The organism is Pseudomonas sp. FP2338 (assembly GCF_030687515.1).
Taxonomy (GTDB): Bacteria; Pseudomonadota; Gammaproteobacteria; order Pseudomonadales; family Pseudomonadaceae; genus Aquipseudomonas; species Aquipseudomonas salomonii.
On record NZ_CP117436.1, the window covers coordinates 5,352,075 to 5,366,152 of the forward strand.

The following is a 14,078-nucleotide window of genomic DNA, read 5'->3' on the forward strand; positions in this document are numbered from 1 at the left end:
TCGCCACAACAAGCCAGCTCCCACATTTTTTTGACCGCGCTTAATCAGTCTTCAAGGGCACGAACTCGCTGCATGCGCTTTTGCTCTACCGGCGCGTCTGCCAGTTGCAACTCAAAGTCAAAATCAATCTGCGCAAACCGCCCTTGCACCCCAAACTCCCGCGCCAATTGCTGATCCTCACTAAACCGAATCTCGGCGATCAACTCATCGCGCGTCGCGTAGGCAAAATCATCATGCAGGTACGGATCGTCCGACAGGTTGATCTGCGTGGTGAGGTGCCGATGCCCCGGCGCCGAGATGAAGAAGTGGATATGCGCCGGCCGCTGCCCATGGCGCCCCAGTTGGTCGAGCAGTTGCTGAGTCGGCCCGGTCGGCGGGCAACCATAGCCCGACGGCACGATGCTGCGAAACCGGTAGTTGCCCTGGGCATCGGTCTCGATGCGCCGACGCAGGTTAAATGCTGATTGCGTCGGGTCAAACCACGAATAAGTGCCGCCGGTATTGGCCTGCCACACATCCACAATCGCGCCCGCCAACGGCTTGCCATCGGTGCCCCGCACTTGCCCGCGCATAAACAACGGCACTGCATCGTCCTTGCCATCGTCCAGCCGCGCTTCGTAGTGGCTCAGCGGCGCGCCGGCCACGTACAGCGGGCCTTCGATGGTGCGTGGCGTACCGCCGGATTTGCCGGCCTCTTGGTCCGCAGCGTCCATCAGCAGGTCCAGGTAATGCTCCAGGCCCAAGCCGGCGGCGAGCAAACCCGCTTCCTGATGCTTGCCCAATTCGTTGAGGTAATTGACCGCCTTCCAGAACTCTTCCGGGGTCACTTCCAGGTCTTCGATGATGTTTACCGTATCGCGCAGGATCCGGTAGATCAGCGCCTTGGCGCGCGGGTTGCCGCCGTCGTTATGGTTGCCGCTAGCTTCTTCGAGAAACGCCTGGGCGTGGGCAGTCTGGGACAGTCGGATGGACATGGTGCAAATCCTCATCTTGTAATTATTGGGTGCAAACGGGCTTAACGGTCGTCCTCATGGATCGACGAAGGGTGGCGGCACAGGGCGTTCACTTCGATGGCCATGTAGGGAAAAAGCGGCAGTTGCATCAGCAGGTCGTGCAGGTCTTGCACGCTGTCGACGTCGAACACGCTGTAGTTGGCGTAGTGCCCGGCGATGCGCCACAGGTGGCGCCATTTGCCTTCTTGTTGCAGGCGCTGCGCCAGGGTTTTCTCCTCGGCCTTGAGGCTGGCGGCGCGCTCGGGGTTCATGTCCAGCGGCAGGTTCACGGTCATTTTTACGTGGAACAACATGGCAGGCGCCTCTTAGTGTGTATCACGACGCAAGAACGCCAGGCGCTCTTCATCAATGGCCAGGCCCAGGCCCGGTGCGGTGGAAACATGCAGCTCAAAATCGCGATACACCGGCGGCTCGGTGAGGATGTCTTCGGTGAGCAGCAGCGGGCCGAACAGTTCGGTGCCCCACGCCAGCGTGTTCAGCGTAAGAAAGGCATGCGCCGACGCCAACGTGCCGATGCCGCCTTCGAGCATGGTGCCGCCGTACAGGCCAATGCCCGCCGCCTCGGCAATTGCGGCGGTGCGCAACACCGCACGCGGGCCGCCGTTTTTGGCGATCTTGAGCGCGAACACTGAAGCCGCGCCTTCGCGAGCCAGGTTGAAGGCGTCCTCCACACATTCAATGGATTCATCCGCCATGATCGGCGCCGGGCTCGACAGGTTGAGCCGGGCCATGCCGCCACGGTTGTTGCGCGAAATCGGCTGCTCGATCAGGTCGATGCCGTTGTCGCCCAGCACCTTGCAGGCGCGCAGGGCCACGGCTTCGTCCCAGGCCTGGTTGACGTCGACACGCACACTGGCGCGTTCGCCCAAGGCTTTTTTGATCGCGATCACATGGGCCAGGTCGCGGCTGACCTCACCGGCGCCGATCTTCAACTTGAAGATACGATGGCGGCGCAGGTCGAGCATCTTTTCGGCTTCGGCGATGTCCTGTTCGGTGTTGCCGCTGGCCAAGGTCCAGGCCACTGGCAAGGCATCGCGCACGCGCCCGCCGAGCAGTTCGCTCACCGGCAGGTTAAGGCGTTTGCCCAGCGCATCGAGCAAGGCGCTTTCGATGCCGGATTTGGCAAAGGTGTTGCCGCGAATGCTGCGCTCCAGGCGCAACATGGCCGCGTTGATATTGCTTGCGTCCTGACCGATCAGCAGCGGCGCGAAGTGACGGTCAATGTTGACCTTGATGCTGTCCGGGCTTTCGTTGCCGTAGCTCAAACCGCCGATGGTGGTGGACTCGCCGATGCCTTCGATGCCGTCGGCGCAACGCAGGCGGATGATCACCAGCGTCTGGTTTTGCAGGGTGTGCATCGCCAGCTTGTGCGGGCGAATGGTGGGGAGGTCGACGATGATGGTCTCGATCGACTCGATGGCGCAAATCGGCATGGCTATACCCGTTGGGTTCTTTATAGGTTTTAGCCGATTCTGTGCCGTATTTTTAAAGGCTTCCAATATAGAATGGGTCTCGCACGATACCCTCAAGGTATGAAAGGAGCCGTCATGGAACTGCGTCATCTGCGCTATTTCCAGGTGCTGGGTGAAACCCTCAACTTCACCCGCGCTGCCGTTCGCCTGCACATCGCCCAGCCGCCATTGAGCCGGCAGATCCAGCAACTGGAGGATGAATTGGGCGTGATGTTGCTGGAACGAGGGCGACCGTTGCGGCTGACCGAGGCCGGGCGGTTTTTCTATGAGCACGCCAATGTGCTGCTGGAACAACTGGCCAAGGTCTGCGACACCACGCGGCGTATTGGCCAGGGCGAAAAGACCTGGCTGGGCATCGGCTTCGCGCCCTCGACTCTGTACGGCGTGCTGCCAGAGTTGATTCGGCGGCTGCGCAACCATGAGGCGCTGGAGCTGGAATTGGGCTTGTCGGAGATGACCACCTTGCAGCAAGTCGAGGCGCTCAAGGCCGGGCGTATTGATGTGGGCTTCGGGCGCATTCGCATCGACGACCCGGCCATCGTCCAGCGCGTGCTGGTGGAGGATCGTCTGGTAGCCGTATTGCCCGCCGGCCACCCGCTGCTCGGCGCGCCCGCCACCCTCGCGCAATTGGCCGCAGAGCCGTTTGTGCTCTACCCCGGCAACCCGCGCCCCAGCTATGCCGACCATGTGATCGCGCTGTTCGACGCCCATGGCTTGAGCCTCAAAGTGGCGCAGTGGACCAACGAGTTGCAGACGGCGATCGGGCTGGTGGGCGCGGGGATGGGCGTGACGCTGGTGCCGGCCTCGGTGCAGGTGTTGCACCGGGCGGACATTGGCTACACGCCGATTGTGGAAGCCACTGCGACCTCGCCGATTATCCTGAGCCGGCGCGTGAATGATCAGTCGCCGGGGCTGAGTCATTGTTTGCAGTTGGTTGAGGAGTTGATCTGAAACCCTCCAAACAGCGCAATTCCCCTGTGGGAGCTGGCTTGCCTGCGATAGCGGTGGGTCAGTTAACCAGGATGCCATCTGGCCCAACGCTATCGCAGGCAAGCCAGCTCCCACAGTTTGATCTTCATTGTTTTCAGAGACTGCGCAGGCGCTTGCGCTGCAGGGTTTGGCTGGGGGATTCATCGAACAGTTTGCGGTACTCCGCCGAAAACCGACCCAAGTGGGTAAAGCCCCAGCCCAGCGCGATCTCGGAGATAGTGCGAATTGAACCATGCTCGAGGATTTCCTGGCGCACGGCACCCAGTCGGTACTTCTTCAAATACGCCATCGGCGACAGCGCAAAGTATTTACGAAACGCATCGAACAGCTTGAACCGCGACACACCCGCAGCCGCTTCCAGGTCTTCCAAATGGATCGCCTCGCGGGCGTTGTCGTGGATGTATTGCCGCGCCCGAATCAGGTAATGCGGCAGCTTCACGCCGAGCACGTCGCGCAATTCTTCTGAATAGTTGTTCGGCTGGGCCAGGATCAACCCCTTGATCAACGAGCTTTCCAGATCCCGCGTAAACGCCGCCTGCTCATACAACTCGCTGCTGCACTCAAGCTCCGCAATAAAGTAGCGCGCCATGCGCCACCACGATGCCGAAGCACCGTCCACCGCATCCATCACCGACTCAAACCGCAGTGGCGCTTCAATCGGCCGTTGCAGCAACCCTTCCAGGGATTCACTCATCGCCGCCCGCGTTATCACCACCTGCAATTTGCGGCAATCGCCGGATATCGCCAGCACCTGATGCTCGTTGGGCGACAAAATCACGCCCTGGTCACGGTTGGAACTGAGCTGCAGACCGTTCTTGCTCAATTGCTGCTCGCCCACCAACGGCAGGCTCAGGCTGTAGCTGCTGAAGTGCTCGGCGTCTTCGATATCAATGGTCACGTCGGTGCCGTACTCGATCACACCCAAGGTGGTGGCGCGGGACTTGAACACGTTGGCGCTATGGTGAAAACGCAGGCGCTCGGGCGTACTTGTCGCCAGGCGGTGCGGCCCGCAGATCCCGGACATCCAGCTGCAGGCGCCTTCCAGGTCGAAGCGTTGAATATGGATTTCGCGTGTATGGCTACTCATCAGGGTGCACCCACGGCGGTTAGGCGGTTGCGCGCTCTGGCGGCGCGTCGTTAGCAATCGACAGCAAGTTCTACGCCACGCCCGCCTGAATGCAACGGGGTGGATAGCAACCGTCGACTATGTGGATAAGCCGCAGGCATTTGCGACCTTCCCTTGGTGTGACAGTAGCGCATGCCGTCACCTGGGCGCACTGAACTGGGTATTTGCTGCCCAATTTTGCGGCCTGCCTTCCCCCATTAAGCGGATAGCCCGCGCCCTGCCCCACTGCCTCTAATAACCCACCGATTAGCCCCTATCAAAAAAGGTGCCTCCCATGAGTGGTGCAAGAAGCGTCGAGCAGTGGAAAACGTTTATCGAAGGTTGCCTGGACTTTCGGCCGGTGGACGAAGTGTTCCGCATTGCCCGCGATATGTTCACCGAGCCCGAACTGTTCGATCTGGAGATGGAACTGATCTTCGAAAAAAACTGGATCTACGCCTGCCACGAAAGCGAACTGGCCAATAACCACGACTTCGTGACGATGCGCGCCGGGCGCCAGCCGATGATCATCACCCGCGACGGCGAGGGCCAACTCAATGCGCTGATCAACGCCTGCCAGCATCGCGGCACCACGCTGACCCGCGTCGGCAAGGGCAACCAGTCGACCTTTACCTGCCCGTTCCACGCCTGGTGCTACAAGAGCGACGGCCGGCTGGTGAAGGTCAAGGCGCCGGGCGAGTACCCGGAAGGTTTCGACAAAGCCACACGCGGCCTGAAAAAAGCCCGTATCGAAAGCTACAAGGGCTTTGTGTTCATCAGCCTCAACGTGCAAGGCAGCGACAGCCTGGAAGACTTCCTCGGTGACGCCAAAGTGTTTTTCGACATGATGGTCGCGCAGTCCGCCACCGGTGAACTGGAAGTGCTGCCGGGCAAATCCGCCTACACCTACGACGGCAACTGGAAGCTGCAAAACGAAAACGGCCTGGACGGTTATCACGTCAGCACCGTGCACTACAACTACGTGGCCACGGTGCAGCATCGCCAGCAGGTGAATACCGAAAATGGCAGCGCGTCCGCCAGCACCCTGGACTACAGCAAACTCGGCGCCGGCGACGCGAATACCGATGACGGCTGGTTCGCCTTCAACAACGGCCACAGCGTGCTGTTCAGCGACATGCCCAACCCCAGCGTGCGCTCGGGCTACGCCACCATCATGCCGCGCCTGGTGGATGAACACGGCCAGCAGAAAGCCGAGTGGATGATGCACCGCCTGCGCAACCTGAACATCTACCCGAGCCTGTTCTTTCTCGACCAGATCAGCTCGCAGCTGCGCATCATCCGCCCGGTGGCGTGGAACAAGACCGAGATCATCAGCCAGTGCCTGGGCGTGAAAAACGAGTCGGCGGCCGACCGCGAAAACCGCATTCGCCAGTTCGAGGATTTCTTCAACGTGTCGGGCATGGGCACGCCGGATGATCTGGTGGAATTTCGCGAAGCCCAGCGCGGTTTCCAGGGCCGCCTGGAACGCTGGAGCGATATCTCACGGGGCAGCCATCGCTGGGAAACCGGCCCCACGCCGAACAGCGAAGCCATCGGCATTCAACCGGCCATGACCGGCACCGAATTCACCCACGAAGGCTTGTATGTGAACCAGCACCGTAACTGGCAGCAATTTCTGCTCAAAGGCCTGGACCAGCAAGCGCTGACACTGCGGGAGGTGAAGTGATGGATGCCCAATTGCAGTACCGGATAGAGCAATTCTTTTACCGCAAATCCGAGCTGTGCGACGCCCAGGACTGGGACGCCTACGTGCAGCTGTTCGACCCGCAGAGCGAGTTTCACCTGCCGCAATGGGACTCGGAGCACGTGTACACCCGCGACCCCAAACGCGAGATGTCGCTGATCTACTACGCCAACCGTTCGGGCCTGGAAGACCGCGTGTTCCGTTTGCGCACCGGCAAGGCGGCGTCAGCGACGCCGATGCCGCGCACCTTGCACTTGATCAGTAACGTGCGGATCGCCGAGCAGGCAGACGGCACGCTGGAGGTGAAACTGAACTGGCACACGCTGTTCTATCGCTTGGCCACGTCGGAGCAGTTTTACGGGACTGCCACTTACCACCTCAAGCCGGACGGGGACAGCTGGCTGATCACCCGCAAGCATGCACTGTTACTCAACGACACCATCAATTCGGTGCTGGATTTTTATCACCTTTGATCAGGCACATCACACCCTGTGGCGAGGGAGCTTGCTCCCGGTGGACCGGGCTGGCGCTCCAGTGCGCAGCGCTCCCAAGCTTTTGGGGCCGCTGCGCAGCCCAGCGGGAGCAAGCTCCCTCGCCACAGGTTATGCGCGCGGAGAACAACATATGAATCACAAAGTGGCCTTCAGTTTTGCCGACGGCAAAACCCTGTTTTTCCCGGTAGGCGCGAATGAAATCCTGCTGGACGCGGCATTGCGCAACGGCATCAAGATCCCGCTCGATTGCCGTGAGGGCGTGTGCGGCACCTGCCAGGGCCGTTGCGAGTCCGGCGATTACACCCAGGATTATGTCGACGACGAAGCCCTCTCCAGCCTCGACCTCAAGCAACGCAAGATGCTCAGTTGCCAGACGCGGGTGCAGTCCGACGCTACGTTCTACTTCGATTTTGAATCGAGCCTGTGCAATGCGCCGGGGCCGGTGCACGTGCGCGGCAAGGTCAGCGAAGTGCAGTTGGTGTCGGCCAGCACTGCGATTTTGCAGCTGACCCTGGACGACTCACTGGACTTCCTGCCCGGTCAATATGCCCGTCTGTCGATTCCAGGCACCGACCGTTGGCGTTCGTATTCTTTTGCCAACCGGTCGGGCAATCAATTGCAATTTCTGGTGCGCCTGTTGCCCGATGGTGTCATGAGCAACTACCTGCGCGAACGCTGCCAGGTGGGTGATGAAGTGCTGATGGAGGCGCCATTGGGTGCTTTCTACCTCAGGCATGTCACCCGGCCGCTGATCCTGGTGGCCGGCGGCACCGGCTTGTCCGCCTTGCTGGGCATGCTTGATGAGCTGGCTGCCAGCGGCTGCAACCAGCCGGTCCACTTGTATTACGGCGTGCGCGGGGCCGAGGACTTGTGCGAAGCCCAACGCATCCAGGCCTACACCTCGACAATCCCCGGCTTTCGCTACACCGAAGTGCTCAGCGACCCGTCGCCCGAGTGGCCGGGCAAACGCGGCTACCTCACCGAACATTTCGACCTGGCCGAATTGCGGGACGGTTCGGCGGATATGTACGTGTGCGGGCCCCCTCCAATGGTCGAATCCATTCAACAATGGCTGGCGGATCAGGCACTTGATGGCGTTCAACTGTATTACGAAAAGTTTACGCAGAGTAATATCTGACCCCTCAGCGGTTCTGAGGGGCTGATGCGGCGTGCACTCACCCTCAAGAAAAACAAGTAGAAGGGAATGTTAATGGCGGATGACATGGTTAACCCGGTGGGCCTCAAGCGTGGCCTGAAGAACCGGCACATTCAGCTGATTGCCTTGGGAGGGGCGATTGGCACAGGGTTGTTCCTCGGTTCGGCCGGGGTACTCAAGTCGGCGGGGCCGTCGATGATCCTGGGCTACGCGATTGCCGGTTTCATCGCGTTCCTGATCATGCGCCAGCTTGGCGAGATGATCGTCGAAGAGCCGGTGGCCGGCTCCTTCAGCCACTTCGCCCACAAATACTGGGGCGGCTACGCCGGCTTCCTGGCGGGCTGGAACTACTGGGTGCTCTACGTGCTGGTGGGCATGGCCGAACTGACGGCCGTGGGCAAATACATCCAGTTCTGGTGGCCGGAGATTCCGACCTGGGTCAGTGCGCTGGTGTTTTTTGTCGCGGTCAACCTGATCAACACCCTCAACGTGAAGTTCTTCGGTGAAGCCGAGTTCTGGTTTGCGATCATCAAGGTGGTGGCGATTGTCGGCATGATCGTGCTCGGCTGCTACCTGCTGTTCAGCGGCACCGGCGGCCCGCAAGCTTCGGTGAGCAACCTGTGGAGCCACGGCGGGTTCTTCCCTAATGGCGGCATGGGGCTGTTGATGTCGATGGCCTTCATCATGTTCTCGTTCGGTGGCCTGGAGCTGGTGGGCATTACCGCCGCCGAGGCCAGCGAGCCGCGTAAAGTGATCCCCAAAGCCATCAACCAGGTGGTCTACCGCATCCTGATTTTCTACGTCGGCGCGCTGACCGTGCTGCTGTCGCTGTACCCATGGGACCAACTGCTGCAAACCCTCGGCGCGTCGGGCGATGCCTACAGCGGCAGCCCGTTTGTGCAGATCTTCTCGCTGATCGGTAACGACACCGCCGCGCACATCCTCAACTTCGTGGTGCTGACCGCGGCGCTGTCGGTGTACAACAGCGGCGTGTACTGCAACAGCCGCATGCTGTTCGGCCTGGCCGAGCAAGGCGACGCGCCCAAGGCGCTGATGAAGCTCAACAAGCAAGGCGTGCCGATTCGCGCCCTGGCCATTTCGGCCTTGGTGACGATGCTGTGCGTGGTGGTCAACTACGTCGCGCCGCACAGTGCGCTGGAACTGCTGTTCGCGCTGGTGGTTGCCTCGCTGATGATCAACTGGGCACTGATCAGCCTCACCCACATCAAGTTCCGCAAGGCCATGGGCGAGCAAGGCGTGACGCCGTCGTTCAAGACCTTCTGGTTCCCGTTCAGCAACTACCTGTGCCTGGCGTTCATGGTGATGATCATCAGCGTGATGCTGGCGATTCCAGGCATTCGCGAGTCGGTGTATGCGATGCCGGTGTGGGTGGGAATTATCTACATTGCCTACCGGTTGCGGATTAGAAAAAGCAACGCGGTAGTGAACGCACGGTGATACCTGTGGGAGCCGGGCTTGCCCGCGATGGCGGTGGGTCAGTCAGTGGATCGGCTGGCTGACACACCGCTATCGCAGGCAAGCCATCTCCCACATTTGATTGCATTCCAGATGTAGAAAGCCCCGGGATTCCGGGGCTTTTTTTATAGAGTGGAACGCACTCGCCACAGTTCGGGGAACAACACCGTGTCGAGCATCTTGCGCAGATAACCCACGCCTTCCGTGCCGCCAGTGCCGGGCTGGAAGCCAATGATGCGCTCCACCGTGGTCACATGCCGAAAGCGCCACTGGCGGAAAGAGTCTTCCAGGTCGATAAACTTCTCGGCCAACTGATACAAATCCCAATACCGGCTCGGGTCGCGGTACACCTCGCGCCACGCCGCCTCCACCGACTCATCGTGAACCGTGGCCGCCGTCGGGTCGCGTTCGGCGCGTTTGGGGTCAATCGCCAGACCCGCTTTAACCATCAGGTTGATCGCTTCGTCATACAACGACGGCGTGGCAATCGCCACTTTCAACTCGTTCAGCAACTCTGGGCGATGCGCATGTGGCCGCAACAGCGCTGCACTTTTATTGCCGAGGATAAATTCGATCTCGCGGTACTGAAACGACTGGAACCCTGACGACTGCCCCAAGAACGGGCGAATCGCCTTGTATTCCGACGGCGTCATGGTCGCCAGCACGGCCCAGGCGTGCACCAGTTGGTCGAAGATCCGCGACACCCGCGCCAGCATCTTGAAGGCCGGCGGCAACTCGCCCAGGCGCACGTGTTCGCGAGCGGCCTTGAGTTCGTGGAGCATCAGTTTCATCCACAGCTCCGAGGTCTGGTGCTGGATGATAAAGAGCATTTCGTTGTGGTCCGGCGACAGCGGGTGCTGGGCACTGAGGACTTTGCCCAGGTCCAGGTAATCGCCGTAGCTCATGGACTCGGAAAAATTCAGTTCGGCGTTATGCCATTCTTCCGGCGGCTGGTAATCAGATGAGAAGGGACACTGGCTCATCGCGTGGGCTCCTTGAGCGGGCGCAAAATGGCACGGACGGGGCTGGCGTCCAGGTTGGCAAAACGCAGCGGCAGCGCGATCAACTCATAATCACCCTCCGGCACGTCATCGAGCACGATGCCTTCGAGAATCGCCATGCCATGGCGGGCCACGGCGTTGTGCGAATCCATGGTCTTGGACTGTTGCGGGTCCAGCGACGGTGTGTCGATACCGATCAGGCGCACGCCCAGGCTGGCCAGCAGCTCAATGGTTTGCGGGGCGATGGCGGTGAAATTCGAATCCCATTCGGTCAGCGGTGCTTGTGGATAAGTGCGCAGCAGCACGCGCTCAGGCAAGTTATCCACACGCCCTTGCAATTGATGCGGCTGCACCAGCGCGCCGCTGCCCAGGCAATGCAGCACCCGGCACGGGCCCATGTACACATCCAGCGACACCTCACCGATCGGCGCGCCGTCGGCGCTGTAATGCAGCGGCGCATCCACATGGGCGCCGGTGTGCGGCGAAAAGGTCACGCGCCCCACATTCACCGGGCACTCGGGGCCGAACTGCCATACGCGCGCTTCCTGGAACGGCGTATCGCCCGGCCAGGTCGGCGTCGCCGTACTCAAGGGCGGGCTGATATCCCACCACGTTTTTATTGGGTTCATTGCAAGGCTCTCACTCGTTCTTGGGTGAATGATACGAGGGCCAGCCGTGCATTTTCTTGCTAATTCCTGCGCAGGGCGGGAAATTTTTCGCAGTTACTGCGAGGAAATCGCTTATTGACGCTCATAAATGTCGTCTTAAAAAAGTATTCCAATCTCTAGAGATCCAATGTGGGAGCGGGCTTGCTCGCGAAGGCGCTGGTTCAGTCACCGGATGTGCTGGCTGACCCACCGCCTTCGCGAGCAAGCCCGCTCCCACAGGGACTGCACAGTGTCTGAGAGATCGAGTTCGGCTGCGCTTCTGGGCATCCCGATGTCGAGTTCAGACCACTGGCCCAACGCCCAAGGCTTTAGGGTGAACCCTTCCATTCCCTGCCTCGGAGCCATCATGTCCAAGCCCATCACCGTACTGCGCGACACCCACCCGCTACCTGTCCTGGATGCCTGCAAGTGGGAAAAGCTCGAGGGCGACCCGCACACCGTCAACCTCAACGCCTACACCAGCGAAGACGGCAGCAAAATCATGGGCACCTGGATCTGCACACCGGGCAAGTGGTACGTGGAATACGTGAAATGGGAATACTGCCACTTCCAGGAAGGCTACTGCGTGATCACCCCGGAAGGCATGGCGCCGATTCACCTGCGCGCCGGGGATATCTTTGTGGTGGAACCCGGCATGAAGGGCACGTGGGAAGTGGTCGAGACGGTGCGTAAGTATTTTGTTTTCGCGTAAATCACACCAGACAAATCCCTGGCTAACTTCAGCTTAGTCCTAGCGTGAGTCACAATTCCTTAAAGCACCCTGCGATGAGTCCTCTCTCTCACGCAGGCTGCCTAAGTGAACGTTCTGACCAAAATATGCACGCTGAATATCTGCATTTTTCTCGCACCCTCTGCCTTTGCTGACTTCATCAACGACAGCACCGGCAAGCTGGAACTGAAAAACGTCTACTACAACCGCGACTATCGCGACCCCGAAGCCACGCAGTCCAAGCGCGAGGAGTGGGCACAAGGTTTTGCCTTGCAGCTTGAGTCGGGGTTTACCGAAGGCACCGTGGGCGTGGGGGTCGACGTACTGGCAATGGCGGGGTTCAAGCTCGACTCGAGCGCCAGCCGCACCCGCACCGGCCTGCTGCCCGTGCGTGAATCCGGTAAAGCCGAAGACAGCTACGGCGAGATAGGCCTAACGGCCAAATTGAGGGCTTCGCAAAGCACGCTGAAAATCGGCACGCTGGCCCCGCCGCCACTGCCGATTCTGGAAAAGAACCTGGGTACGCTGCAACCGCAATACTTCAAGGGCATGTACCTGCGTTCGCAAGAGTTGCAAGACCTGACCCTGGATGTGGGCAGAATTACCCACGTCAACCAAGGCAACTCCACCAACTTTGAAGCCTTGGGTGTCGGCACGGGTTCACGCAAAAACATTGTTGTGCGGGGCAAGAACCAATCAAATGCATTCGACTTTGCCGGCGGCAGTTACGCCTTCAGCAAACACCTCACCGCCAGTTACTACCGCAGCGCGCTGGATGACCTCTACACCCAACACGCGGCCACCGTTCAACACACCTACCCCGTGGCAGAGAACCAAAGCCTGAAAAGCGAACTGCGCTACTCGCGCTCCGCCGACAACGGTAATACCAACATTGACAACACCATGTGGGGCGCCGCACTGAGCTACTCACTGGGCTCACATAAGTGGACCGGCGCCTATCAGACCATGGCCGGCAAAACCGGGTATGCGTCACTCAGAGGCAGCTTCTCTTCGGTGTTGAATTTTTTCCAATACAGCGACTTCGCCAATAAAGATGAAAAATCCTGGCAGGCTCGCTACGACTACGATTTCACCGCACTGGGCGTTCCCGGCCTGTCGATGTTTACGCGCTATGGCTCAGGCAGCAACGTCGACCGAGGCCCGGGGCGCTCGGATGGCCGCGAGTGGGAGCGGGATATCGACGTGACCTATGCATTCCAGAACCCGACCCTGAAAAACGTCAAGGTCCGCCTGCGCAATGCGGTGGTGCGTTCCAACTTTGAGCGCAATGTCGATGAAAACCGCTTGATCGTGAGCTACGAACGGCCTCTGTGGTAACCACCGGCAAAAACCCGGGAGCCCGCCCGACGCGGGCTCCCGGAAACGCCCCTACTGGGGTTTGCGATAGCTGTTGATGATGGCCGAGAAGTCTTTGCCACCGTCCCCACGCTGACTCATCGATTGATACAACTGCTGGGCCACGGCGCCGAGGATTACCGGTTGCTTGGCCTGGCGCGCGGCTTCGGTGGCCAGGCCCAGGTCTTTGAGCATCAGGTCGGCGCCGAAACCACCGGTATAGCCACGGGACGACGGCGCAGTTTCAATCACGCCCGGCCATGGGTTGTAGGTGTCGGAACTCCAGCAGCGCCCGGTGGAGCTGTTGATGATGCCGGCCAGCACTTGCGTGTCGATGCCCAGCGCATCGCCCAGGGCCATGGCCTCGCTGACGCCGACCATGCTGATGCCGAGCAACAGGTTGTTGCAGATCTTGGCGATCTGGCCGGTGCCGACGTCGCCGCAATGCACGATATTGCGGCCCATCTGCGCCAGCACCGGTTGCAGGGTGGCGAACAGCTGCGGGGTGGCGCCGACCATGAAGGTCAGCGTCCCGGCTTGTGCGCCACCGGTGCCGCCGGAGACAGGTGCGTCGGCCACCACCACGCCTTGTTTTGCCGCCGCCGCGGACACATCGCGAATGGTTTGCGGGTCGATGGTGCTGCAATCCACCGCCGGCACGCCTTTGCCGATGCCAGCAAGCACGCCATCTTCATTCAGCCACACGCTGCGCACATGGGCAGCGGCCGGCAGCATGGTAATCACCAGCTCCGCGCCACTGGCCGCATCACGCGGCGAGTCGCTGATGGCGCCGCCCAGTTCGGCCAACTCCTTGAGCACTGTCTGGTTCAAATCAAACAGGTTAAGCGCATGGCCAGCCTTGATCAGGTTGCGGGCCATGGGCGCGCCCATATTGCCCAGGCCGATAAATGCAATCTTCATGGTCTTCTCCCC

14 protein-coding genes are annotated in these 14,078 nt (G+C 60.4%); 7 read left to right on the top strand and 7 right to left on the bottom strand.

What is annotated here, in order from left to right; translation table 11 throughout:
• Positions 1–44 precede the first annotated feature (44 nt).
• The 3 genes from catA to PSH96_RS24255 are packed head-to-tail and all read right to left on the bottom strand — an operon-like array spanning position 45 to position 2,446.
• Positions 45–974, bottom strand: a complete 930-nt coding sequence (gene catA, locus PSH96_RS24245) for a catechol 1,2-dioxygenase (protein WP_305455632.1) — start codon at positions 972–974, stop codon at positions 45–47.
• A 41-nt stretch (positions 975–1,015) separates the two neighbouring features.
• A complete protein-coding gene (catC, locus tag PSH96_RS24250; RefSeq protein WP_305455634.1) occupies positions 1,016–1,306 on the bottom strand; it encodes a muconolactone Delta-isomerase in 291 nt (96 codons plus the stop codon).
• A gap of 12 nt (positions 1,307–1,318) precedes the next feature.
• Positions 1,319–2,446 (bottom strand): muconate cycloisomerase family protein, encoded by a 1,128-nt coding sequence (locus PSH96_RS24255; protein ID WP_305455636.1) that lies wholly within the window; start codon positions 2,444–2,446, stop codon positions 1,319–1,321.
• A 114-nt stretch (positions 2,447–2,560) separates the two neighbouring features.
• Here PSH96_RS24255 and PSH96_RS24260 point away from each other — a divergent pair, with 114 nt between their 5' ends.
• Positions 2,561–3,436, top strand: coding sequence for a LysR family transcriptional regulator (locus tag PSH96_RS24260; protein ID WP_305455638.1), 876 nt, complete (start codon positions 2,561–2,563; stop codon positions 3,434–3,436).
• A gap of 133 nt (positions 3,437–3,569) precedes the next feature.
• Here the strand turns inward: PSH96_RS24260 and PSH96_RS24265 are convergent, their stop codons facing one another.
• A complete protein-coding gene (locus PSH96_RS24265) occupies positions 3,570–4,562 on the bottom strand; it encodes a helix-turn-helix domain-containing protein (protein ID WP_305455641.1) in 993 nt (330 codons plus the stop codon).
• 313 nt (positions 4,563–4,875) lie between these two features.
• On the opposite strand from PSH96_RS24265, the gene antA reads away from it, so the two are divergent.
• The 4 genes from antA (at position 4,876) to PSH96_RS24285 (ending at position 9,393) form a co-directional block, all read left to right on the top strand.
• Positions 4,876–6,267 carry an anthranilate 1,2-dioxygenase large subunit gene (gene antA / locus PSH96_RS24270; protein WP_305455643.1) on the top strand — a complete coding sequence of 464 codons (1,392 nt, stop codon included), beginning with the start codon at positions 4,876–4,878 and terminating at the stop codon, positions 6,265–6,267.
• Complete coding sequence (gene antB, locus PSH96_RS24275) at positions 6,267–6,758, top strand: anthranilate 1,2-dioxygenase small subunit (protein ID WP_305455645.1); 492 nt, start codon at positions 6,267–6,269, stop codon at positions 6,756–6,758. The genes antA and antB overlap by 1 nt, the downstream gene beginning before the upstream one ends.
• 151 nt (positions 6,759–6,909) lie before the next feature.
• Positions 6,910–7,917, top strand: coding sequence for an anthranilate 1,2-dioxygenase electron transfer component AntC (gene antC / locus PSH96_RS24280; protein ID WP_305455647.1), 1,008 nt, complete (start codon positions 6,910–6,912; stop codon positions 7,915–7,917).
• 72 nt (positions 7,918–7,989) lie between these two features.
• Positions 7,990–9,393 carry an amino acid permease gene (locus PSH96_RS24285; protein ID WP_305455649.1) on the top strand — a complete coding sequence of 468 codons (1,404 nt, stop codon included), beginning with the start codon at positions 7,990–7,992 and terminating at the stop codon, positions 9,391–9,393.
• Positions 9,394–9,536: 143 nt separating this feature from the next.
• Here PSH96_RS24285 and kynA read toward each other — a convergent pair whose 3' ends face one another.
• Together kynA and kynB are read right to left on the bottom strand one after the other, a co-directional pair.
• On the bottom strand, positions 9,537–10,394 hold the full coding sequence (kynA, locus tag PSH96_RS24290; RefSeq protein ID WP_305455651.1) for a tryptophan 2,3-dioxygenase: 858 nt from the start codon (positions 10,392–10,394) through the stop codon (positions 9,537–9,539).
• Positions 10,391–11,041 (bottom strand): arylformamidase, encoded by a 651-nt coding sequence (gene kynB / locus PSH96_RS24295; RefSeq protein ID WP_058419996.1) that lies wholly within the window; start codon positions 11,039–11,041, stop codon positions 10,391–10,393. Before kynB ends, kynA begins: the two co-directional genes overlap by 4 nt.
• 385 nt (positions 11,042–11,426) lie before the next feature.
• Here kynB and PSH96_RS24300 point away from each other — a divergent pair, with 385 nt between their 5' ends.
• Entirely contained in the window at positions 11,427–11,771 is a 345-nt protein-coding gene (locus tag PSH96_RS24300) for a cupin domain-containing protein (protein ID WP_003194115.1), read from the top strand.
• Positions 11,772–11,876: 105 nt separating this feature from the next.
• A complete protein-coding gene (locus PSH96_RS24305) occupies positions 11,877–13,127 on the top strand; it encodes an OprD family porin (RefSeq protein WP_305455654.1) in 1,251 nt (416 codons plus the stop codon).
• A 51-nt stretch (positions 13,128–13,178) separates the two neighbouring features.
• On the opposite strand, the gene mmsB is transcribed toward PSH96_RS24305, so the two are convergent.
• Positions 13,179–14,066: a 3-hydroxyisobutyrate dehydrogenase gene (mmsB, locus tag PSH96_RS24310; RefSeq protein ID WP_305455655.1), complete on the bottom strand. Its 888-nt coding sequence runs from the start codon at positions 14,064–14,066 to the stop codon at positions 13,179–13,181.
• Positions 14,067–14,078: the final 12 nt, after the last annotated feature.